We start from the raw sequence: 20,908 nt of genomic DNA, 5'->3' as shown, positions 1-20,908 counted from the left end.
ACGAGGCGGAACCGCCCTAAAATCTTTGCCCACTATAGCGGGCCGACAACCCCAGCTTTACGCCTGTGTGCCGACTGCGCCGCCGACGCACTCGGTGACGAAGTACTCGTGCAGGCGGGTCTCCCCCGGCTGGCACTCCGGGTGAAAACTCGTCGCCAAGATATTGCCGCAGCGCACCGCAACAACAGCGCCGGAATGGTCACCGTGGCCTTCGGGAACCCGAGCCAGCACCTCCACCTCATCATCGGCGATCTCAACCTGCGGGGCACGAATAAATACCGCATGCACCGGCTCGTCGAAACCCACCATGTCGAGGTCAGCCTCGAAGGACTGCGCCTGGCGGCCAAAAGCATTGCGCCGCACCGTCACCGGCAACACACCGAAGCTCACCGCATCGGCGCGGGTATCGAGGACCTCGTCGGCAAGCAAAATCATGCCCGCGCAGGTGCCAAAAGCCGGCAGACCTGCGCGCAAAGCCTCCCTGACGGGGTCAAACATCGACTCAGTGACCAGCAGGTGCGACATCGTCGTCGACTCGCCGCCAGGAAAAATCAGCCCATCAAGGCCATCAAGATCAGCGGGTTTGCGAACAAGTCGGTGCGCTACCTTAAGCGAGTCCAACACGCGCTGGTGCTCGGCGACGCCGCCTTGCAGCGACAAGATGCCAATCAGCGGGGTACTCAATCTGCGTTCTCCGGGGGCTTATCGAATGAGGGTGGGGTTTTCGCCTTAGGGATGGGCTCCACGCCCGGCGTGAGATGGCGGGTCAGGCCTTCCTGCGTCACCACTGCGACAAGATCGCCTTGGCGGTTAAAAATCCGGCCATGAGTTAAGGCCCTACCAGCGTGTCCCGACGGGGAAACCTGGTCATAGAGCAACCAATCATCAGCGCGGAAGGGCCGCAAAAACCACATCGCGTGGTCAAGGCTTGCCTCCTGCACCTCCACACCGGGGTGCGGAACCAGCGCTGAGGACAGCAGCGTCATGTCAGACATATACGCCAGGGTGCACACGTGGAAAGTCGGGTCGTCGGGAAGATCCTCACGACACCGGAACCACACCACCTGTTGGGAGGCGGTGTACTTATTGTGCTCGTAACGGTCCGGCTCGACGACGCGAATATCCCAATCAGCCCATTCCCGGAGCAGCAATTTCCGGGTCTCGGTCATATTAGACGTGTCCAGGACAACATCCTCAGGGTCCGGCACGGTCCGCATGATGTCGGAATGCTCAATTCCGGTATCGCCGATGCGGTGGAAACTCGCCTGCATCGAGAAAATCGTGCGGCCATCCTGGACGCCCTTGACATGGCGGAAGCAGAAGGAGCGGCCGTCACGGACCCGGTCGACGACAAATGTCGTCGGCATATGAGGCCGACCAGGGCCGACGAAGTAGCCATGCAGGGAGTGCACGGCATAGCCCTCGCCGACGCTTCGGGTAGCAGCTACCAGAGCCTGCGCGGCGACCTGGCCACCGAAGGTGCGCTGCAGCACCGATTCAATAACCGGGCCGCGAAAAATATCGCGGTCAATGCGCTCTAGGTCGAGTACCCGCTGGATTTCGGCCATCGCGTCTTACCAGCCGCGCTCTGCGAGACGGTGCGAGACCGGCAGGTCATCGACATTGAGGCCAACCATTGCCTCACCCAGGCCGCGGGAGACCTCAGCGATGGTCTCTGGGTCGTCGAAGTTCTGGGTGGCGCGCACAATAGCCGCAGCGCGCTTAGCCGGATCGCCGGACTTGAAGATGCCGGAGCCGACGAAGACGCCCTCGGCACCAAGCTGCATCATCATCGCGGCATCAGCCGGAGTGGCGATACCGCCGGCGGTGAACAGCACCACCGGGAGTTTGCCGTTCTCGGCGACCTCACGGACAAGCTCATAAGGCGCCTGGAGTTCCTTCGCGGCGACATAAAGCTCGTCGGGGGCCATCGACTTCAGGCGGTTAATTTCGGCGCGGATGGTGCGCATGTGGGTAACCGCATTGGAGACATCGCCGGTGCCGGCTTCGCCCTTGGAGCGGATCATCGCAGCGCCCTCATTAATGCGGCGCAGTGCTTCGCCGAGGTTGGTGGCACCACAGACGAAAGGCACGGTGAAATCGAACTTATCGATGTGGTTGGCGTAGTCGGCGGGGCTGAGCACCTCGGACTCGTCGATGAAGTCCACGCCAAGGCTGGCGAGCACCTGGGCCTCAACGAAGTGGCCGATGCGTGACTTCGCCATCACGGGGATGGAAACGGCGTCGATAATGCCCTGGATCATGTCCGGGTCGGACATGCGAGAGATACCGCCCTGGGCGCGAATATCGGCGGGGACGCGCTCTAGGGCCATCACTGCGGTGGCGCCGGAGTCTTCAGCGATCCGGGCCTGCTCCGGGGTGACGACGTCCATAATGACGCCGCCCTTGAGCATTTCGGCGAGGCCGCGCTTCACGCGTGCGGTGCCCTGTCCGGCGGTGTTATCAGTAGTGGTCAACGAGTGTTCTCCCTGTTCACATCGTGTCCGGCGCTGGAGTGATGGTGTGGGCTACGCATCTGCGCCGGAGGTACCAAGCCATGATAGAGGTAATGCTGCTAAGACTTTATCGCCGGGTCCCCAAAAGCGGAATGCTCTGTCTATATTTATGGCTAACATGCTGGTAGAAGGCGTGTTACCCAGGTGATAGTCGCCGCACACTAGCGGGCAGCTGCGTCGAAATACTGCGGTCGCGGTGCAGTGCCGGCAAGCCGGAAATACTTCACCATCGGCCTCCTGCGCAGCGCCCGGGTATCGGTGACGGCCTCGTTATAGAACCGACGCGCCAAATCCACGCGCACCCGTGCCTCATTGAGCTCACGGACCACAGCAGGACTGAGTTCATCGGTGCGCTCAGGCGCAATATCCTCAATAGCTGCGGTCAGGCGGTTTTCTGCATCGGCCCGCAACCCCGGATCAGCAGCGGTGAGCGGCTGGGATTCCGCGGACTGCACAAGCTGGCCCAGCTCCGGGTATGCCGCACGGGCCACCGCAGCGCGCCTGCCAAGTGCCGCCTCAAGTGAGGCCCGGGCCAAGTCGCACCGCACATGCATGCGGTTGAGCCGTTGCGCGGCAGCTGAGGCCAACACGCCGGCGATAACAGCAATGACCACCACAATTGCCAGGAACAGTACCCATACCGGAAGTTCAATCATCGCCCAATCACCACTTTCTCCCCAGGAGCGCGCACAGTTTCGTAGACCTGAAGCACCTTATCGGCAATCGCTGACCAGTCGTACTCCCAAGCCCGCTGGTGCGCAGCCTCAATAAGTGCTTGCCGACGTTGTGGGTCGCGGACTAAGGCAATGACCTTCGACGCCAGATCGCGGCTATCCCCATTGCGGAAAGACACCCCATACTGGCCATGGTTGAGCACAAGGTTGAACGCATCAAGATCGCTGGCCACCACAGCAGCACCCGCGGCCATCGCCTCAACCAGGACAATTCCGAAACTCTCGCCGCCCTTCTGCGGGGCGATATACACATCAGCCGAAGCCAAGATCGCCGACTTCGCCTGGTCAGAAACACGCCCGACGAACCGCAGCACCTCGGCATGGTCGCCGGCACGTTTGCGGGCGGCGGCAACATCGCCATCACCGACGATGATGACCTCTACGTCGCCGACTTCCCGCCGAATTTCCGGTAAGGCCTTCAGCAATACCGGAAGGCCTTTCCGCGGCTCATCGAAGCGGCCTAAGAACACCAAACGCACTGTGCTGGGCTCGGCTGGCCCCACCCCGGCTGCTGCTGCCGTATCCGGATCAGCCAGGGTCTTCGACGTCTCATAGTCGGCGACGCGGACACCATTGGGGATGAGCACCGGGTCTCCGCCGAGCTGCTCGACCTGCCAGCGCCGCGCAATATCGGACACCGCGATGCCGCCACGGATGCGCTCCAAGACCGGACGCAACACCGGCAGCGCCACTTTCAGCACCAAAGAGCGAGTAGCTGCGGAGTGGTAGGTCGCTACCAGCGGGCCTAAAGCCTGGGCGGCGGCGAGCATGGAAAAACTCGGCGAATTCGGTTCGTGGATATGCACCACGTCGAAATCACCGCCGGAGATCCACCGGCGTACGCGCCAGGCCGTAAGGGGGCCAAAAGCCAGGCGAGCAACAGAACCGTTATAAGGAATCGGCACTGCCGCTCCCCCGCGCACCACGAAATCAGGCACCTCAGCGTTCTTACTTGCCGGACCAATCAGAGAAACCTCATGGCCACGGCGGCGCAATTCCGCACAAAGGTCAATGGCGTGGGCTTGCACACCGCCGGGAACATCGAAGGAGTACGGACACACCATGCCGATGCGCATTAGTTACTCTCCTGCCGTTTCTTGCGGCGATCTGCGGGCCAAATCGGCTGCAGCATATGCCAATCAGCGGGATGAGCTGCAATATCAGCTTCTAGGTAACGGGCTTGTTCGGTGACAATATCGGGCACACTACGCCCGGCCACCTCAATCGGCGGGTGAATATTCAAAGCCCAACGCCCCGGCCCCGGATAGCTGACATGACACACATGCAGCGCACAATCAGTATCCACCGCCAGTTTTGCCGGGCCGGCGGGCATTGTGGTCTGCTCGCCGAAAAATGTCACCGGCACACCATTGCCGCCGAAGTCACGGTCACCGAGCAAGCACACGATGCCACCGTCGGAAAGCACAGCCCGCAGCTGAGCGACGATATCGCCACCACCGGTCAACGGGAGGACATGGAAGCCCAGGCTCTCCCGGTATTCGACGAAAGCTTCATAGAGCGACTCTGGCTTTAACCGCTCAGCCACAGTCCAGAAATCCCCACCGGTGTGATGGTTCAGCCACGTACCGGCCGCATCCCAATTACCAGAATGAGTTACGACAAGGACCACACCTTTACCGCGGGCGAGGGAGGCATCAAGATACTCCGCGCCAGTGGTCCCACGGTCCAAAGCGGCACAAAACTCAGGGCCCACCATCCGCGGTAAGCGGAAAGCCTCCACCCAATACCGCAGATAGGAACGCATCGAGGCGCGCACCAAACCATCGGGAACATCGGCAACCGGAGCCCCAATAACGCGCGCCAGATTCTTGCGCAATTGCAACGGACCCCGGCCATCCGGGCCACCACGTGCCGCCCGGTCTGCAGCCCACATCGCCGCCGCCAGCACCGGCTTCTGCGGCAGCAGGCCCACTACCTTCCAGCCGAGCACATAACCAATCGCCGCAATGTCCTCGCGGGTGCGGGGAAAATGCGGAAACCTCATTGCTCAGCCCCTGCCGGCGGGGCAATATGCTCACTGCCGCGTTCGTCCTGGGCGACCATCATCAATCGCTGCACCACGGTAATAACCGAACCGATGGCCAATACACTCAGCGAAACCTCGATGGCATACGGCACCCCAAGGCCCTCAAAACCCACACCAACCAGGCCGATAATGAGCCGCTCAGGCCGCTCCACCAAACCACCATCGACATGGAACCCAGATGCCTCGGCGCGGGCCTTCACATACGAAGTCACCTGGGAACCAACGATGACCACCATGCACGCCATCAGCAACCACCACGGCGCGTCATGGCTATAGATCAGCCACCACAGGATGGACAAAAACAACGCGCCGTCGGTAATGCGGTCACAGCTGGCGTCGAGCACAGCGCCGAAACGAGTACCGCCACCACGCAGCCGGGCCATCGTGCCATCGACCATGTCGAAAGCAGTGAACAGACCAGCAAGTACCGCCGCGAGGAATAAATGCCCCGTCGGGATAAGACTCACCGAGATCGCAATCGCGGCAAGAGTGCCGATCACCGTCACCGCATTCGGGCTTAGCCCCGCTGCCGTGGCCGTTTTAGCCAAAGGTTCGATAAGACCACGAACGGGCTTGCGGCCTTTCGCGCTTAACATTCGTCCCTCCCCCACGCATCAGCCAGCAGCTGCCGCGTCTCACGTAACAACTGCGGCAACACCTTGGTGTCGCCCAGCACCGTCATGAAATTAGCGTCGCCCGCCCAGCGCGGAACGACATGCATATGGAGATGCTCGCTTACCGAACCACCGGCAGCGCGCCCCAGGTTAAAACCCACATTGACAGCATGTGGGTGGCTCACTCGCTTCAGCGTGCGGATAGCCTCCTGGCCAAAAGCCATCAATTCCGCTGTTTCCGCCTCGGTGAGGTCTTCCAGATTGGCGACCTCGCGGTACGGCACCACCATGAGGTGCCCAGAGTTGTACGGGAACAGGTTAAGCAGGCAGTACACCAACTCGCCTCGCGCAATGATGAGGGCTTCCTCATCGGACATCGCGGGTATGCGGGTAAAAGGATTCACCCGCTCACCAGCGGTGTCGGTATTAGCATTGGAGGCGATATAGTTCATCCGATATGGCGCCCACAGGCGCTCAAGTCGGTCGGGAACACCCGCACCGAAATCGGCGAACGTGCCGTCAGGACCGCCGTGCTGCAATGGCCTCTCCATTCGGTTGGGTGTTATTGCGCTCGCGGATCCAGGTGCTGATAATCCGCACCGCCTCATCAATGGGCACCCCGTTGACCTGGGAACCATCAAGGAAACGGAAGCTCACCGCATTGGCTTCCACATCGCGGCCGCCTGCAAGCAGCATAAACGGAACCTTGCCGGTGGTGTGGGTACGGATCTTCTTCTGCATGCGGTCATCAGCGGTATCGACCTCGGCACGCACCCCCTGCGCACGCAGCTGCTTGGCGACCTGCTCCAAATGCGGAATGAACTCATCGGCAACCGGAATACCCACCACCTGGTGCGGGGCAAGCCAAGCGGGGAACGCACCGGCGTAGTGCTCCAACAGCACGCCGAAGAAGCGCTCAATGGAACCAAACAGCGCACGGTGAATCATGATTGGCTGCTTCTTGGAACCATCAGAGGCGGTGTACTGCAAGTCGAAGCGTTCCGGCAGGTTAAAGTCCAGCTGCACAGTAGACATCTGCCAGGTACGCCCAATGGCGTCTCGGGCCTGCACCGAAATCTTCGGGCCGTAGAAAGCAGCCCCACCCGGGTCCGGGACCAGCTCCAGGCCAGAGGCGTCGGCAACGCGCTGCAAGATCTCGGTAGAACGCTCCCAGATCTCGTCCGAACCAACGAACTTGCCCTCGTCCTTGGTGGACAGCTCGAGATAGAAATCATCCAAGCCATAATCACGCAACAACGAGATGATGAAGTCCAGCACATCGGTGAGCTCCTGCTCGAGCTGGTCCTCAGTGCAGTAGATATGCGCATCATCCTGAGTGAAGCCACGCGCGCGGGTCAGACCGTGGATCACACCGGACTTCTCGTAGCGGTACACAGTACCGAACTCGAATAAGCGCAACGGCAATTCACGGTAGGAACGGCCCCGCGAGGAATAGATCAGGTTGTGCATCGGGCAGTTCATCGGCTTGGCGTAGTAATCCTGCGCCTGCTTGGTGACATTGCCCTCGTCGTCGGTCTCCCCGTCCAGCTTCATCGGCGGGAACATGCCGTCGGCATAGAAATCCAAGTGACCCGAGGTGGCGAAAAGGTCTCCCTTGGTGATGTGCGGGGTGTTGACGAAGCTGTAGCCAGCAGCGATATGACGCTGCCGGGAATGCTGCTCCATCTCCAACCGGATTGTGCCGCCATCGGGGTGGAACACCGGGAAACCCGAGCCGATCTCGTCGGGGAAGCTAAACAGGTCCAGTTCCGCGCCGAGCTTACGGTGATCCCGCTTTTCGGCTTCGCGAAGCATCTCCAGGTACTCCTCCTGGGCTTCCTTCGACTCCCAGGCCGTACCGTAGATACGCTGCAAGCCGGCATTGGACTGATCTCCGCGCCAGTACGCCGCCGAGGACCGAGTCAGCTTAAAAGCCGGAATGTACTTCGTCGTCGGCACATGCGGGCCGCGACACAGGTCAAACCAATCAACATCTCCAGTGCGTGGATTGATGTTGTAGTAGCCGGTTAGCTCACCGCTGCCAATCTCGGTCGCCTCATCCGACTCCGGGTCCACCGACCCCTTATCGGCGATGAGCTCAATCTTGTACGGCTCGTCGGCAAGCTCAGTGCAGGCCGCCTCGGAATCGCTGAAAACGCGGCGCTCGAATTTCTGGCCGGACTTGATGATCTTCTTCATCCGCTTTTCGATCTTCGACAGATCCTCAGGGGTGAAGGGCTCATCGGCATCGAAATCGTAGTAGAAGCCATTAGCAATGGCCGGGCCGATACCCAGCTTGGTGCCCGGAAATTCCCGCTGCACTGCCTGGGCCATCACATGCGCACAGGAGTGCCGGATAACCGAACGGCCATCTTCGGTGTTGGCTGCCACCGCAGTGACGGTCTCGTCGGACTCCGGAGTCCACGCCAGATCACGAAGCTGGCCCGAGGCATCCCGGATACAAACGATCGCCTCAGGTCCCTTATTGGGCAGTTCCAGCTCACGCATCGCGGCACCGGCCGGAGTTCCGGCGGGGACAGCAAAAGTGGTTGCGGGGGCGGATGGGGAGGTCACAGATGGGCTCCTTAGCTTTTTCGTACGGCAGCCGCATACCTGGCGACTGCCGTGGACCGCAATTACCTTACCCCCTACCCCAAGCCGCAGCCGAGGCTAGTCCGGGCTACCTGCTGGCTCCAGCAAGCTCTGCGCCCAGTACTCATCCGGACCCGTGCCACGCGGGATCACAAACACAGCCGATCCGACGGTAGTGGTGTAGGCCAGAAAACGGTCCCGGTCCCCTAAACGCTGGCGAATCTGGTCGAATTGCGCCAACGGGTCCTTCTGAAACGCCACGAACATCGTGCCGGTTTCCGTGCCCGCAAACGGGTCAATGGTCTCCGTCGCCTGCGGCGAATCACTCTCGGGCGCCGGGGCACCAACCACTGTTTGTTCAAAGGGGTACGAGCGGCGCAGCATCCGCTGATTCGGCAACTCCTCCGGCGGGCGCGCCAAAGCGATATGACTATTCGGATCGATCACAGGCTGGCCATCAATATCGGTGTCCTGGAAACGAGGAGTATCGCCGGCAACCCGCCCGGTCAAAGGCGCCCCGGTATCGAGTTTGCGGCCCACAACCGCTTCCCGCTCGGCGCGCGGTAGCCGCTGCCAGGAGTTGATATTGGTCAGCACGCGGCGCACCACCACAGCGGTGCCCCCGCGCAACCAATCCGGCCCCTCATCAATCCAGACGACCTTGTCCCGGTCAGCCTTATCAGTAGGGTTCACAATGCCGATCTGGTACCCCATATAGCTGCGCGGCACCTCGTTTTTCGCCAATGCTGCAGGCTCCTGCAGTTCGCCGTGCTGGGCCCACCGGATAGTGGCGTACTCGGCGGCATCACGCAGCAGAAGCCGCGTAGTGTGCGCCACCGTCATAGCGTCATCAGCGCAAATCTGTAGAAACAGGTCCCCACCGCTAAAACGGTCTTCGAGCTCATCGCCCGGATATTCCGGAAGCGCAGTTAACCATTCTGGGATGGCCTCGGCGCGCCCGGCCGCGCGGAAAAAGCCCTCGCCAAGGCCGACGGTGATCGTCAGATTGGCTGGGGCCACACTCAACTCATGCGCCAAGTCCGACGGGATGGGTTCCCCGTCGGTAAGCAGCCGGGCATCAGCGGTCAGAAGCCGCATGAGATTCTGTAGCTGGACCACGCCGATATCGGGGCGCAGATCCAAGGCGACGAAACGAGCATTGGTTTGCCGGGGAGTATCGATACCGGCTTGGTGCTCACCGTCGAAGGGGACCTTCGCCACCTGCAGGGCGGGGAGTTGTTCTTCTGGTTCTGGCGACGGCCAGGACAGCGCCTGGGCCGCAGGCGCGGCCATGACCGCAGCGCCTGAACCAAGACCAAAGCCCAGGAGGAAGCGACGGCGTGGAAACTTTGTGCTCATCGCTCCTCCTGGGCCCTATCTGGTGCTGCGCACTAAGCGCAGCGAAGGCGGAGTTCTTTGTTGTCGCCTCCGGGTTTATTAGCCCTCAGCGCTGCCAGCGTAATCCTCTTCGCCAGCGGGCTGGACGCGAACCGGAATATCGATGGACAACTCAGAACCATCATCGAAGTTGATGACCAAAGTGTACTCGGCACCAGGGGCAAGGTCATCGAAGTTGTTCATGATCATCAAGTGGTCGCCACCGGGCAGCAGTTCATGGCTGCCATTGGCCGGGATGACGTGACCACCCTTGATCTCACGCATGACGCCGTCGGCGACCTCATGCTGCTCGTAGACAGTGTCCGCGGACAGACCCTCGACGTAGAAGTCGGTGATCTCCAGGTCCTCGTCGGTGTTATTGACCAGGGTGCCGAAGATGGCGGTCATATCCTTATCGGCCGGCTTTTCCTTGATGTAGCCGTCCTCGAGGGTGACCTCCTGGTTCTGGGCGTCAACAGCGTCCTTCGCCTCAGACGTGGCCGAGGCGCCAGCCGACGTTGCCTCGTTGACCACGTCCTCAGCGTCGTCAGTGGAGCAGCCCGCCAGGGCCAAAGCTGCGGCGCCGGCAATAGCGATAACTCGAGTGCGTCGGTTAGTAATCATGGGATACACCTTTCATGTTGGGTGCCTTTGACCTGCCGGTTAGAGCAGGTAAAAAGCCGTTAGTCCTTAAGGAGCTTTTCTCCCCAGTACTCATTCGGGCCCGTGCCGCCAGGGATGGCGAACACAGCCGAACCGATATGTTCGATCCACTCGTTGAGTCGATCGACTTTATCCAGACGCTTCTGGATGGGGTCAAACTGCTTCATCGGGTCCTTCTGGAAGGCGATGAAAATCAGGCCGGTATCCGAGTCAGCGTCCAAGTCAGCTGTTGGTGGCAGATCGTATTGGAATACACGACGCCGAATCTGCAAACTCGGTTTGCCATGCTTCGGCATCGAGCGGGCCACGTGGCTCTTCGGATCAATAAACGGCAAGCCGAACTGATCCCGCTTATCCAGGTCCACCGGGTCGTGTTCCTTTTTCTGCCCCAGTGGCGCGCCACTAGCCAGTTTGCGGCCGACGACTTCCTCACGGGTATTGCGATCGAGCAGTTCCCATTCCCGGAGGAACATCTCTACTCGCCGCACCACCATGGAGGTACCGCCGCGTAGCCACTCCGGCCCTTCGTTAATCCAGACGATGTCGTCGTATTCCTCGTCGGTGCGCGGATTAATGGTGCCGTCAAGCTGCCCGAACCGGTTGCGCGGGGTGGCCCCCTCAGGGCGGGAACCATTGGCATTGAGGAAACCGACCTGCGCCCACCGCAAGTCCACATAGGGAGCGCCATTGCGGATCATGTAGCGGGTCACGTGCGACAACGTCATCGGATCATCGCAGCAGACCTGGAGCATGATGTCGCCACCGCTCCACTTATCCTGCAGATTGTCCCGGTCATATTTGGGCAGTGGGTGCAGCCACTCGGGCCGCTGCGCAACGCGGTCGATGACATCGAAAAAGCGCTGGCCAAAACCAATGGTGAAGGTGAGGTTTGCTGGCCGCTGCACCATTTCGGGCTCAAGCTCAGTGATGGACGGAACACCCAGCGACATCCTGCGCGCATCCTCAGTCCAGGTACGCATCAGGCGCCGCATCGTCTGCCGGTCGCCGCCGTCCTTGATATCGAAAGCCATCACCCAGGCCTGGGCCTGCTGCGGGTTGGAGATACCCGCCTGATGCTCACCATCGAAGTCGATCGTCGAATCAGCCAGCAGATCAGGGTCGATGGGCTCACCCTTATCGTTGGTGGGGCCATCCTTGGCCAACGTTGCAGCATCGGCAGTACCCATGGCTAACGCACCGGCACCAGCGCTGACGCCTAGTCCGGTGAGGAATCGCCTACGGGGCAGTTCGTTGCTCATCGTTCCTTCTCACACACGCAACTATGCGCGTTGGGGTTATTTGTGCTTGCGGTTACGAATAGCGACGCCGGCGACGACACCGACGATCAGGACAATAACGGCCACTCCACCAACAACAGCCCAGGTCGGGATGCTGTCATCGTCGGCAGCGTCGGCAAGCGACTGATCCGCGGCAGTGCCATCGGTACCGAGCTCATCGCCGTCATCAGCGACGGTGAAGCCGACCTTGCCACGGGTGGAATGCCCATCAGAAGAGGTGATCTGGAAACCGACAATGTACTCGCCGGGGCCGGGATCAATATCTCCGGGAATATCGATGGTCACCAGCTGGCCGTCCAGATCTGGCTCCTTGGTGAAGAGGACTTCACCAGAGTCGACATCACTGATCGCCACCGTGTTGAAGTTTGGTCGCGGCTCACCAGAGAAGGTCAGCTCGACGTGGTGCGGAAATTCATCCACAGTGGCGCCGTTGGCCGGTACTGACTTGATGACCGAGTCATGTGCGGCGGCGATAGGGGTGTTTAGGCCCAGCATCGAGCTTGCTGCCAGCGCACTGGCGACAACAGCGGACGCACCACAGCGGCGTGCCATGGTGTGTGTGGCGGTTTTGTGGTGCTTCATCGGTCTCCCTATAGGTGGTACATCGTTTACCTCGCCATGGTACGGACACAGCCGAAGCCACTACATGCCCACCCAGTGCCTCCACTGAGGTGGTTATAGAAATTAGTCGGCTATGCGCACGGGATAGTTCCCAACGGAGGCGGTTTTTCTTCACAACCAGGAGGCAATCACTACCTCAACAGCAAAAACGCCCGGTCCGAGAAAACGGACCGGGCGTGTGTGGTAGCTCCAACTGGGTTCGAACCAGCGACCTTTCCGGTGTGAACGGAACGCTCTCCCACTGAGCTATGGAGCTATATTTTCCTGCCTAATGCAGGTGGGTGACGCCTCGGTGAAGCGCTGCGGAATAAGTTAGCACAGACGGTTTAGGCGAGCGAAATCCCAAGCTAAGAACGGCTATTGGGGCCGCGATTGCACGACAAAGCAGGCCTGTCCTAAGCGCTGGGCGCAACATGGCTACAAAAAGGCGTTTGCCAGCCGTTTACCTTGCCCAAAAAATAGGTTCTAGCTGGGGATTTGTGTAGGCGGATCAAATAACGCTAGTGTTCTTTACGCACCGCAAGCGGGAGCGAGGTAAAAATCGCTTCTTCTTGTAAGGTCAATGCGGATGTAGCGCAGCTGGTAGCGCATAACCTTGCCAAGGTTAGGGTCGCGGGTTCGAGTCCCGTCATCCGCTCTGATTTTCGCAGGCGCGATACCATCTGGTATAAACTTGTGAGAATCACGAGGCGGAGACGCCACGGTGGAATGGCCGAGTGGTGAGGCAACGGTCTGCAAAACCGTGCACACGGGTTCGATTCCCGTTTCCACCTCGAGTACTTCGGTACTTTCCGCGCGTTTAGCTCAGCGGGAGAGCGCTTCCCTGACACGGAAGAGGTCACTGGTTCGATCCCAGTATCGCGCACAGGAGTATGACCCTCGGGTTATACGCCCTGCGGATGTAGCGCAGCTGGTAGCGCATAACCTTGCCAAGGTTAGGGTCGCGGGTTCGAGTCCCGTCATCCGCTCCATAACGAAAGCCCGTCAGTTAACGCTGGCGGGCTTTCGTCATATCTACTCCAGCGAGCCCGTAGGTTGTGTGCCTCTCCCCTGGCCTAGATATAAAGGAGCACCCCGCCACGGGCTGGTGGCGGGGTGCAGGGTGAGTTACCGGATTCTGTTTAGCGAGAACCCAGCTCATCGTCGATGCGCAGAAGACCGGAGCCTTCATTGCCGACGAGGTTCAGGCGGCCGATGATGCTACGCACGGAATCCTCTTCCTCAATCTGCTCGACAAGGAAGTCATCCAGCAGCGGGCGGGAGTCGACGTCGCCCTCATCGTCGGCAAGCTTGCGCAGTGCACGGATGGACGCGGAGACCTTCTCCTCATGCTCGAGGGAAGCGCGGAAGGCGTCGATAGCGGAGCTGATCTTTACCTCCGGCTTGTCGATGGTGCCGATCTCAGCGCGGTTGTCGCGATCCGCCAGGTGCGCAATGAAGCGCTCGGCGTGTTCGATTTCTTCCTCGGCCTGCTTGCGCATCCAGGAAGCCATCCCCACGAGGTCGAGCTGGTCGAGCTCGATGGCGAGCTGGCGGTACACGCTAGACGCGTGCAGTTCCATAGTGATCTGGTCGTTGAATGCTTTTTCCAAGGTGTCGTTCAATCGCATGACCCAAGAATAGAACCGACCTTTTAAACTCCACAAGCTTGTACGTCTTTACAATAACAGCCTGCCCTCACCTCATCCGCTGTTTATCGGATTGCCTTAATCTCCCAGGTGAGCGCCAAAAACAGGCTTTTTGGCAAGGTTTAGGCCTTTTCCCGACCCTTACTCACACGTAAATTGGCCTCATGCATTGGATCGGCGAGATTTCCTCTGAGACCATCGGCACGTTTATTTCCCCGAGCACCCCCATTCGGGGCTGCACCGTGCCTCCAGCGTCGGTGAGATTGGTCGCAGTGACCTCATTAAACGGCGCCGGAGCCATCGACGGAACGTCCGGCGCACTCGGAAATGACACCGACAGCGCCATCTTCACCGCAATCAGAGAAGAAGCCGACGTCATCATTGTCGGTGCTGATACCGCTGTCGCCGAGGACTACGGGACGTGTTCAGCCACACCAATGCTGGTGCTCTCCCGCTCCCTAGATCTCGTTGACTGGGCCCATAGCCTGGACACGACCGCCACGAACTGCCCAGAAATCATCACAACAACACCGCACCGAGACACCACCCAGTGGCGCATAAATAAGCAGAAAATTGAAAACCAAGGAGTGACAGTCACCGTCCTGGCTGATACCGAACCCCAGAATGTCCTCGACGAAATCACGCGACGTGGTTTCCACACGATCGCATTAGAAGGTGGACCGACGCTGTACGGACTGTGGCTCGAGTCCGGTGTCGTCACCGAGGTCTTCCTCACCCTCGCACCCGTTTTCGTCGGCAATACCGCCTCACTAATACAGTTTCCGAATGCGGAGGGGGTCGTCGAAAAGCTCACACTCGCTGCTCTAGGAGTCTCCGACTCGCACCTGTTCCTCCGTTATCAGCGCACCTAAAATCGGTAATCTTTACCTTTATGCGCAAAGAAGCAGCCACCGCGGACCTAGTCGGCCCCACCCACGTGGATACTCCCGGCAACACTGCCCTGCACGCCGTGTTCTGGCCGCTGGCCGCCATCGCGCTGTTCCACCGCGTCTATATCCGGGGCACGTCCACCCTCACCGACGACTACACCACCGTATTCACCGCCATCCGCCGCTTTATCGAGGGCGGCAATGTCTACCAGCAGGATTACGCCAGCGTCGTACCGCACTACCTCTACTCCCCCGGCGCAACACTGCTTCTGGCGCCATTCCTCGGCTGGACTTCCGACGTGGAAACCAGCCGCGCGGTTTTCCTGACTATCCAGGTGCTGGCCATCATGGCCGCGATCCTGGTGATGTTTCGCTGGATGGGTATCTCCGGCCGGTCCTGGGTCTACCCCGCCACTATTTTCGGCGCACTGCTGACCGAAACGGTGTCCAACACCATTGCGTTCACCAACGTCAATGGGGTCCTGCTGCTGTTGGTGACACTGTTCTTAATCACCTTGCTTGACGGCCGGGTCATCCTCGCCGGCCTCATTATCGGCCTGGCAATCACCGTTAAACCCGTGGTCGCCCCCTTACTATTCCTCCCCTTTGCGCTGCGCAGGTTCAGCACCGTCGGCGTCGGCATCGCTGTCCCCGTGGTGGCCAACGCCGTCGCCTGGCCGCTTATGCCGCACCCGGAGGAATACCTCACCCTGACCTTGCCGTACCTCGCTGAGGTGCGTTCCTACGCCAATGTGTCCATCGCCGGGCAGTTCGTTTTCTTCGGCGCCTCACCCAAATGGCTGATGCTGTGGCAGGTGCTGCTGGCCGGCGCTGTCATCGTGGGCCTGATTCTGCTGCTGCGTTGGATTGACCGCGACCGCGTGTTCTGGGCGACCACCACCAGCGCACTGTTGCTCACCGGCGCATTCTTATTGGGTTCCCTCGGCCAGATGTACTACACCATGCTGCTCTTCCCGCTGGTGGCCACTATTGCCCGGCCTATTCGTGGAGTCACAGATGCACACGGAAAGCCGGTGCGCACAGTCGCCGCGGCATGGCCATTCTGGGTCGGTTTTGCCCTCTGCGTCTGGTTCGACAGCTTCCTCACCGAGGGCCACCCCTTGGGTTCCTACTGGTTCGATATCGGACGAGGCACCCTTGGCTGGATCATTATCTTGCTCAGCATCACCGGCTGCGTGGTGAAATGGACCATCGAAGACGTCGCCGCCGGTGAAAACCTCATGCCCGGTTTCTCTTTCCGCACGCGCGACAAGAACGGAACGCCTCATGCCTAAAACTCCAGACCAGCCCACCGATTTCGCCAATCTCTCCGACGCCGAATGGAAACAGCGGCTGTCCGATGCGGAGTACCGCGTCTTGCGTGAAGCCGGCACCGAAGCCCCCTTCGTCGGCGAGTACACCGACACCGAAACGCCCGGCACCTATATGTGCCGGGCATGTCATGCAGAACTGTTCCGCTCCACGGAGAAATTCCATAGCCACTGCGGATGGCCGTCCTTCTTCGACCCGGCACAAAGCGAAGCCGTCATCACTCGGGCCGATAACAGCCTAGGCATGCGCCGTGTCGAAGTGCTATGCGCAAACTGTGAAAGCCACCTGGGCCATGTCTTCGAAGGCGAGGGCTACCCCACCCCAACTGACCAGCGCTACTGCATCAATTCGATCTGTTTGGTACTGCAACCAGATAATTAATGCCCACACCCAAAAACGCCCCGGGAACCAGCTCTGTCCCGGGGCGTTGTGCGTGGCGCTGAATCAGGGCAGCGTCTCGACGAGCTCTGCGATGTCGTCGACGCGACGGCCAGCGAAGAACGGGATTTCTTCCCGCACGTGCAGGCGGGCTTCGGTGTAGCGCATCTTCCACATCAATTCCACGATGCGGCCCATGTCATCACCTTCAAAGGCAAGCAGCCACTCGTAGTCGCCGAGGGCGAAACACGGCACGGTGTTGGCGCGCACATCCGGGTAATCGCGGGCGGCCATACCGTGTTCGGCGAGAATACGGCGACGCTCCTGCGGGTCCAGCAGGTACCAGTCGTAGGACCGGACGAAGGGGTAGACCGAGATGTACTTCTGCGGCGGCTCGCCCATCACGAAGCTGGGCAAGTGAGACTTATTGAATTCAGCCGGGCGGTGCAGGCACGCATTAGACCAAAACGGGGTACTGGCCTTACCCAGGGTGGTCTCCCGCTGGAAGCGCTTGACGAATTCCTGCAGGTCTTCAAGGTGCTCGGCGTGGGTCCAGAACATGATGTCGGCTTCCGCACGCATGCCGGAAATGTCGTAGACACCCCGGATTTCGAGGTCATGATCGTCGTAGGACGCCAGGAACTCGCGGGCCTCGGCCACGGCGGCGCTGCGATCATCACCAAGCTGCCCCGGGGCAACCTTATAGGCGGTGAACATGGCGTAGCGCACCATGGAGTTGAGCTTTTGGTAGTCGAGTTTCGCCATTATGGGTACTCTCCCAGTTTCGGACGGAGTCGGATTTCGGCGGTCATCAAAAATCGTACTCCCGCCGCCCTTGGCACGGCGGCAGGGGCTGCACATTACCTATATCTAGGGTTTATACCCCACCAAGATGCTTGCCGACGCTGACTGCCGCCTTTTTCGCATCGGCGATACACGCCGGAACACCCGGGCCCCGGTGCCAGGCACCAGCAGCCGCCAGCCCCGGGATCTCGGCGAGCTCTTGGTCAGCCACATCCATGAGTTCCATATGGCCGACGTCATATCGCGGAAGCCCGCCATACCACCGCTGCACCATGGTCTCGGCGGGTTCGACATCGAAACCGCTGACCGTGCGCAAATCCGCTTTGGCCTTAGCGATGAGGTCCGCATCGGGTAAGTCCACTAAGGCGCAGTCGTCATAGCGGCCGAAGGATGCCCGCACAATGGCACCGCCGCGCTGTTGCAGGTGTGGCCATTTCCGCGAGGAAAAGGTGAAGGCCTTCGCGTCGAGCCCGGCGTCGGAAGCAACCAAAATGCCGGAATTATGCGGCAGCCCGCTGTCATCATCGAAACGCATAGCCACCACAGCCGAATTGGCGATATCCACGCCGCCGATAATGTCGGAGGCCGCCGGGGCAACGTCGGCAAGCACAGCACCTGTGACCGGGGCTGGCGCAGCAACAACCACACCATCGACAGCACCGATTCCCTCCACGTGGAAACCGGCGGCCTTTCTGGTCACCGCCCCGGCCTGGGTGTGTAACAACAGCTCAGGCGCAGCCCGCTCAATAAGAGCGTCCAGCAGTACCTGGTAGCCGCCCTGGAAAGTGCGGAAAACCGGGCGCGGCTTGGTCGTTTCGGCGGAGGCCAGTCGTGCCTCATTAGCCGCGGCGCGCTGTTCCAAGACTAATCCGGCAGCCGCAGTTACAGACACCTCAGCGCCAGCATTGGCAAGAGTGTCGAGCGCATCGGCGATCTGGGGCACAGTAGCGCGCATACCCAGGTCATCCGCGCTGGTGGAATAGACCCCACCGAGCAGCGGGGAGACAACATGGTCGACCAGCTCATCGCCGAGGCGCACCCGCAGCAGTTGGCCAAGGTTGCAGTCATCCCCGGAAATCCAGTGCATCGGGGCGACCTGCTCGGAGTCGCCTTCGGCCTTAATCCGGGCTGCGGTGTGCTCACTAATAAGGTCGCCGAGGCCTTCGGGTGAGGCCGGAATGCCCATCACGGTATTGCGGGGCATGGCGTGCAACTGCCCACCAGACCACACCGAAGACGGCAGGCCGGAGGGCTCCACAAGCTCATCGCCAAGACCGAGTTGTTCGAAAAATGCGGTCGCATCTTCGCGGAAGGCAAGGTAGGCCTCGGCGCCAACCTCGATCGGGCCGGTGGCTGTGGCCACGGTTTTCAGCTTGCCGCCGACGCGCTCAGCACTGTCCGCAACGATAATGCGGGCACCTGCGCCAAGCGTGCGGCGCAGATAATAGGCGGCGGTCAGTCCAGTCAGGCCCGCGCCGATAACGGCAACAGTAGGGCCATCAGTCATGGTGTTCTCCTCGCCCGGGCCGCCGGTGATCGGCCCGTTAGTGGTGGCCACCGGCCAGTTTAAACAGCGGCCGGGGGCAGACTGTGCACGAATTCGACGGTACTCGTGATGACCTCAGGCTTCGTAGACGGCAATACACCGTGGCCCAGGTTGAAAATATGCCCACGGGCTTCGCCACGTCGGATAGCCGTATCGGCTTCCTTAGTAATACGGGTGACCTCGGCTTCAATGGCTTCATTACCAGCGAAAAGGATCGCCGGGTCGAGGTTGCCCTGCAAAACGCGGGCCTGGGCACCGCGCCCATCGCTGTGATCCTGCTCATGTACAGCGACGCTGATCCGGTGCGCGGCGTGATGCAACGGCACGCGCCAGTCGACGCCGACAACCTCAGAGCCGGCCTCCGCCATGGCCCCAAGCAACTCACCGGTGCCCACACCGAAGTGAATGCGGGGAATACCGGCATCGGCGACGTCGGCGAGAATCTGGGTGGAGTGCGGCAGCACAAAGCGTCGATAGTCGCGTTCGGTAAGGAAACCGGCCCAGGAGTCGAAGAGCTGGACTGCGTCCACACCGGCTTCAATCTGTGCCCGCAAAAAAGCACTGACCACGGGTGTGAGCCGTTGCATGAGCCGGTGCCACAGATCCGGCTCGGAGTGCATTAATGCTTTAGTGCGCTCGTGGTTCTTCGACGGCCCACCTTCGATGAGGTAGCTGGCCAGGGTGAATGGCGCCCCAGCGAAACCGATAAGCGCCTGGTTGGAGCGCAGCTCAGCCAGCACCCCTGCGATTCCCTCGGCGACGGGAACAAGATCTTCCGGGTCGAGCTGCGGCAGTGCGTCAATATCACTGGCGGTGCGTACGGGCTGGGCCACAACGGGGCCGCGACCGGCAACGATGTCGATATCCAGGCCTGCTGCTTTAAGAGGCACGACGATATCGGAGAACAAAATTGCGGCATCGGTGTCGTGCCGACGCACTGGCTGCATGGTGATCTCGGCGAGAATATCGGGCTGGAAGCAGCTGTCCAGCATGCCGATCTTTTCGCGGATCGCACGGTATTCCGGCAGCGATCGGCCGGCCTGGCGCATGAACCACACTGGCCGTCGGGTTGGGGTGCGGCCAGCGATGGCGTCGAGCAGCGGTGCGCGGTGGAGCTCGCGTCGGTTCGTCATGTGCTCAATTGTGCCCCATGGCCAGATCGGGCTACGGACGGGTCGGGGCAATCGGCGCGCCTCACCGGACAGTGCGCGGCTGCGGGTTAGATTCCCGTTTGTGACCGCAACAGCTCCCGAAGAAGCACCGCAGGCTTTTACCGAGGCCGTGGCGTCAATGCATGCCGCCTCGTTGCGCCCGGAGATCTCCCTCGGCGAGATTCGCCCGCCGCGCAAACTCGCACCGTTTTCGCATGCGGTGGGGCTCGAGGTGGTGCAACCGGAAACCGATATCATCCCGGAGACTTCCGAGGGCGACGCTTTTGGGCGCCTGATTTTGCTGCATGACCCGCGCACTGAGGAATCATGGGACGGTTCCATGCGACTGGTGGCCTATATCCAGTCCGATATGGATTCCGATGTCGCCGAAGATCCGCTGTTGCCGCAGGTTGCCTGGGAATGGCTGCTGGAAGGTCTTACTGAGTCAGGGGTGCCGTACTCCCATCTGGGTGGCACAGTGACCAGCACGAACTCTGTGCGCCACGGTGATATTGGCGGCCCCCCGCAGGCCTTCCAGTTGGAGCTGCGAGCGTCGTGGACGGCTGCGGATATTGATTTAACGCCGCATGTGGAGGCCTTTGCCCACGTACTAGCTTTGGTTGCTGGCTTGCCTCCGGAGGGCGTTGCCACCTTGGGTTCCTAGGGTGCGTGCTACGTAGACCGGCCCCTTATTGAGCCGAGTCTCGCGCTACCTCG

21 protein-coding genes and 5 tRNA genes are annotated in these 20,908 nt (G+C 60.6%); 8 read left to right on the top strand and 18 right to left on the bottom strand.

Going from position 1 to position 20,908, the window contains the following annotated elements; translation table 11 throughout:
* Positions 1 to 57 precede the first annotated feature (57 nt).
* The 14 genes from pdxT to KRX51_RS05335 all read right to left on the bottom strand — a co-directional run bounded on the left by pdxT (position 58) and on the right by KRX51_RS05335 (position 12,718).
* On the bottom strand, positions 58 to 684 hold the full coding sequence (gene pdxT / locus KRX51_RS05400) for a pyridoxal 5'-phosphate synthase glutaminase subunit PdxT (protein ID WP_218361959.1): 627 nt from the start codon (positions 682 to 684) through the stop codon (positions 58 to 60).
* Positions 681 to 1,568, bottom strand: coding sequence for an acyl-CoA thioesterase II (locus KRX51_RS05395; protein ID WP_218361958.1), 888 nt, complete (start codon positions 1,566 to 1,568; stop codon positions 681 to 683). Before KRX51_RS05395 ends, pdxT begins: the two co-directional genes overlap by 4 nt.
* Before the next feature lie 6 nt (positions 1,569 to 1,574).
* On the bottom strand, positions 1,575 to 2,477 hold the full coding sequence (gene pdxS, locus KRX51_RS05390; RefSeq protein WP_218361957.1) for a pyridoxal 5'-phosphate synthase lyase subunit PdxS: 903 nt from the start codon (positions 2,475 to 2,477) through the stop codon (positions 1,575 to 1,577).
* Positions 2,478 to 2,677: 200 nt separating this feature from the next.
* Positions 2,678 to 3,172, bottom strand: a complete 495-nt coding sequence (locus tag KRX51_RS05385; RefSeq protein ID WP_218361956.1) for an NUDIX hydrolase — start codon at positions 3,170 to 3,172, stop codon at positions 2,678 to 2,680.
* Positions 3,169 to 4,326, bottom strand: a complete 1,158-nt coding sequence (locus KRX51_RS05380; RefSeq protein WP_218361955.1) for a glycosyltransferase family 4 protein — start codon at positions 4,324 to 4,326, stop codon at positions 3,169 to 3,171. Before KRX51_RS05380 ends, KRX51_RS05385 begins: the two co-directional genes overlap by 4 nt.
* Positions 4,326 to 5,255, bottom strand: coding sequence for a phosphatidylinositol mannoside acyltransferase (locus tag KRX51_RS05375; RefSeq protein WP_218361954.1), 930 nt, complete (start codon positions 5,253 to 5,255; stop codon positions 4,326 to 4,328). The genes KRX51_RS05380 and KRX51_RS05375 overlap by 1 nt, the downstream gene beginning before the upstream one ends.
* Positions 5,252 to 5,893 carry a phosphatidylinositol phosphate synthase gene (gene pgsA / locus KRX51_RS05370; protein ID WP_218361952.1) on the bottom strand — a complete coding sequence of 214 codons (642 nt, stop codon included), beginning with the start codon at positions 5,891 to 5,893 and terminating at the stop codon, positions 5,252 to 5,254. Before pgsA ends, KRX51_RS05375 begins: the two co-directional genes overlap by 4 nt.
* Positions 5,887 to 6,462, bottom strand: a complete 576-nt coding sequence (locus KRX51_RS05365) for an HIT domain-containing protein (RefSeq protein ID WP_218361950.1) — start codon at positions 6,460 to 6,462, stop codon at positions 5,887 to 5,889. The genes pgsA and KRX51_RS05365 overlap by 7 nt, the downstream gene beginning before the upstream one ends.
* On the bottom strand, positions 6,431 to 8,419 hold the full coding sequence (gene thrS / locus KRX51_RS05360) for a threonine--tRNA ligase (protein ID WP_218362291.1): 1,989 nt from the start codon (positions 8,417 to 8,419) through the stop codon (positions 6,431 to 6,433). Before thrS ends, KRX51_RS05365 begins: the two co-directional genes overlap by 32 nt.
* Before the next feature lie 162 nt (positions 8,420 to 8,581).
* On the bottom strand, positions 8,582 to 9,862 hold the full coding sequence (locus KRX51_RS05355; protein WP_218361948.1) for a Dyp-type peroxidase: 1,281 nt from the start codon (positions 9,860 to 9,862) through the stop codon (positions 8,582 to 8,584).
* Between the two features lie 78 nt (positions 9,863 to 9,940).
* A complete protein-coding gene (locus tag KRX51_RS05350) occupies positions 9,941 to 10,504 on the bottom strand; it encodes a copper chaperone PCu(A)C (RefSeq protein WP_218361946.1) in 564 nt (187 codons plus the stop codon).
* Positions 10,505 to 10,563: 59 nt separating this feature from the next.
* Positions 10,564 to 11,802 (bottom strand): Dyp-type peroxidase, encoded by a 1,239-nt coding sequence (locus tag KRX51_RS05345; protein WP_218361944.1) that lies wholly within the window; start codon positions 11,800 to 11,802, stop codon positions 10,564 to 10,566.
* A 36-nt stretch (positions 11,803 to 11,838) separates the two neighbouring features.
* Positions 11,839 to 12,423 (bottom strand): copper resistance CopC family protein, encoded by a 585-nt coding sequence (locus tag KRX51_RS05340; protein WP_255549380.1) that lies wholly within the window; start codon positions 12,421 to 12,423, stop codon positions 11,839 to 11,841.
* 220 nt (positions 12,424 to 12,643) lie between these two features.
* Positions 12,644 to 12,718, bottom strand: a tRNA-Val gene (locus KRX51_RS05335).
* 308 nt (positions 12,719 to 13,026) lie between these two features.
* Here KRX51_RS05335 and KRX51_RS05330 point away from each other — a divergent pair.
* From KRX51_RS05330 to KRX51_RS05315, 4 genes are all read left to right on the top strand, one after another.
* Positions 13,027 to 13,099: transfer RNA gene (locus KRX51_RS05330), tRNA-Gly, on the top strand.
* A gap of 65 nt (positions 13,100 to 13,164) precedes the next feature.
* Positions 13,165 to 13,235: transfer RNA gene (locus tag KRX51_RS05325), tRNA-Cys, on the top strand.
* A 20-nt stretch (positions 13,236 to 13,255) separates the two neighbouring features.
* Positions 13,256 to 13,327 (top strand) — tRNA-Val (locus KRX51_RS05320).
* A gap of 30 nt (positions 13,328 to 13,357) precedes the next feature.
* Positions 13,358 to 13,433, top strand: a tRNA-Gly gene (locus tag KRX51_RS05315).
* Between the two features lie 150 nt (positions 13,434 to 13,583).
* On the opposite strand, the gene KRX51_RS05310 is transcribed toward KRX51_RS05315, so the two are convergent.
* Positions 13,584 to 14,072, bottom strand: coding sequence for a ferritin (locus tag KRX51_RS05310; RefSeq protein ID WP_218361942.1), 489 nt, complete (start codon positions 14,070 to 14,072; stop codon positions 13,584 to 13,586).
* A gap of 182 nt (positions 14,073 to 14,254) precedes the next feature.
* On the opposite strand from KRX51_RS05310, the gene KRX51_RS05305 reads away from it, so the two are divergent.
* Genes KRX51_RS05305 through msrB form a run of 3 tightly spaced genes read left to right on the top strand, consistent with a single transcriptional unit; the run spans position 14,255 to position 16,693 of the window.
* On the top strand, positions 14,255 to 14,962 hold the full coding sequence (locus KRX51_RS05305; protein WP_218361940.1) for a dihydrofolate reductase family protein: 708 nt from the start codon (positions 14,255 to 14,257) through the stop codon (positions 14,960 to 14,962).
* Positions 14,963 to 14,982: 20 nt separating this feature from the next.
* Positions 14,983 to 16,275 carry a glycosyltransferase family 87 protein gene (locus tag KRX51_RS05300; protein ID WP_218361938.1) on the top strand — a complete coding sequence of 431 codons (1,293 nt, stop codon included), beginning with the start codon at positions 14,983 to 14,985 and terminating at the stop codon, positions 16,273 to 16,275.
* Complete coding sequence (gene msrB / locus KRX51_RS05295; protein WP_218361936.1) at positions 16,268 to 16,693, top strand: peptide-methionine (R)-S-oxide reductase MsrB; 426 nt, start codon at positions 16,268 to 16,270, stop codon at positions 16,691 to 16,693. Before KRX51_RS05300 ends, msrB begins: the two co-directional genes overlap by 8 nt.
* Positions 16,694 to 16,756: 63 nt before the next feature.
* Here the strand turns inward: msrB and hemQ are convergent, their stop codons facing one another.
* The 3 genes from hemQ to hemE form a co-directional block, all read right to left on the bottom strand.
* The gene (gene hemQ, locus KRX51_RS05290) at positions 16,757 to 17,455 is read right to left on the bottom strand and encodes a hydrogen peroxide-dependent heme synthase (RefSeq protein WP_218361935.1); all 699 of its coding nucleotides are present in this window, start codon (positions 17,453 to 17,455) and stop codon (positions 16,757 to 16,759) included.
* Positions 17,456 to 17,567: 112 nt separating this feature from the next.
* Positions 17,568 to 19,052, bottom strand: a complete 1,485-nt coding sequence (locus KRX51_RS05285) for a protoporphyrinogen oxidase (RefSeq protein ID WP_370625029.1) — start codon at positions 19,050 to 19,052, stop codon at positions 17,568 to 17,570.
* Positions 19,053 to 19,060: 8 nt separating this feature from the next.
* Positions 19,061 to 20,173 carry a uroporphyrinogen decarboxylase gene (gene hemE / locus KRX51_RS05280; RefSeq protein WP_218361934.1) on the bottom strand — a complete coding sequence of 371 codons (1,113 nt, stop codon included), beginning with the start codon at positions 20,171 to 20,173 and terminating at the stop codon, positions 19,061 to 19,063.
* A gap of 100 nt (positions 20,174 to 20,273) precedes the next feature.
* Here hemE and KRX51_RS05275 point away from each other — a divergent pair, with 100 nt between their 5' ends.
* The gene (locus KRX51_RS05275; protein ID WP_370625028.1) at positions 20,274 to 20,855 is read left to right on the top strand and encodes a DUF3000 domain-containing protein; all 582 of its coding nucleotides are present in this window, start codon (positions 20,274 to 20,276) and stop codon (positions 20,853 to 20,855) included.
* The last annotated feature ends 53 nt before the right edge of the window (positions 20,856 to 20,908 follow it).

It is taken from the genome of Corynebacterium sp. TAE3-ERU12, from assembly GCF_019209905.1.
Taxonomy (GTDB): Bacteria; Actinomycetota; Actinomycetes; order Mycobacteriales; family Mycobacteriaceae; genus Corynebacterium.
This window is presented reverse-complemented; position numbering and strand designations above follow the sequence as displayed.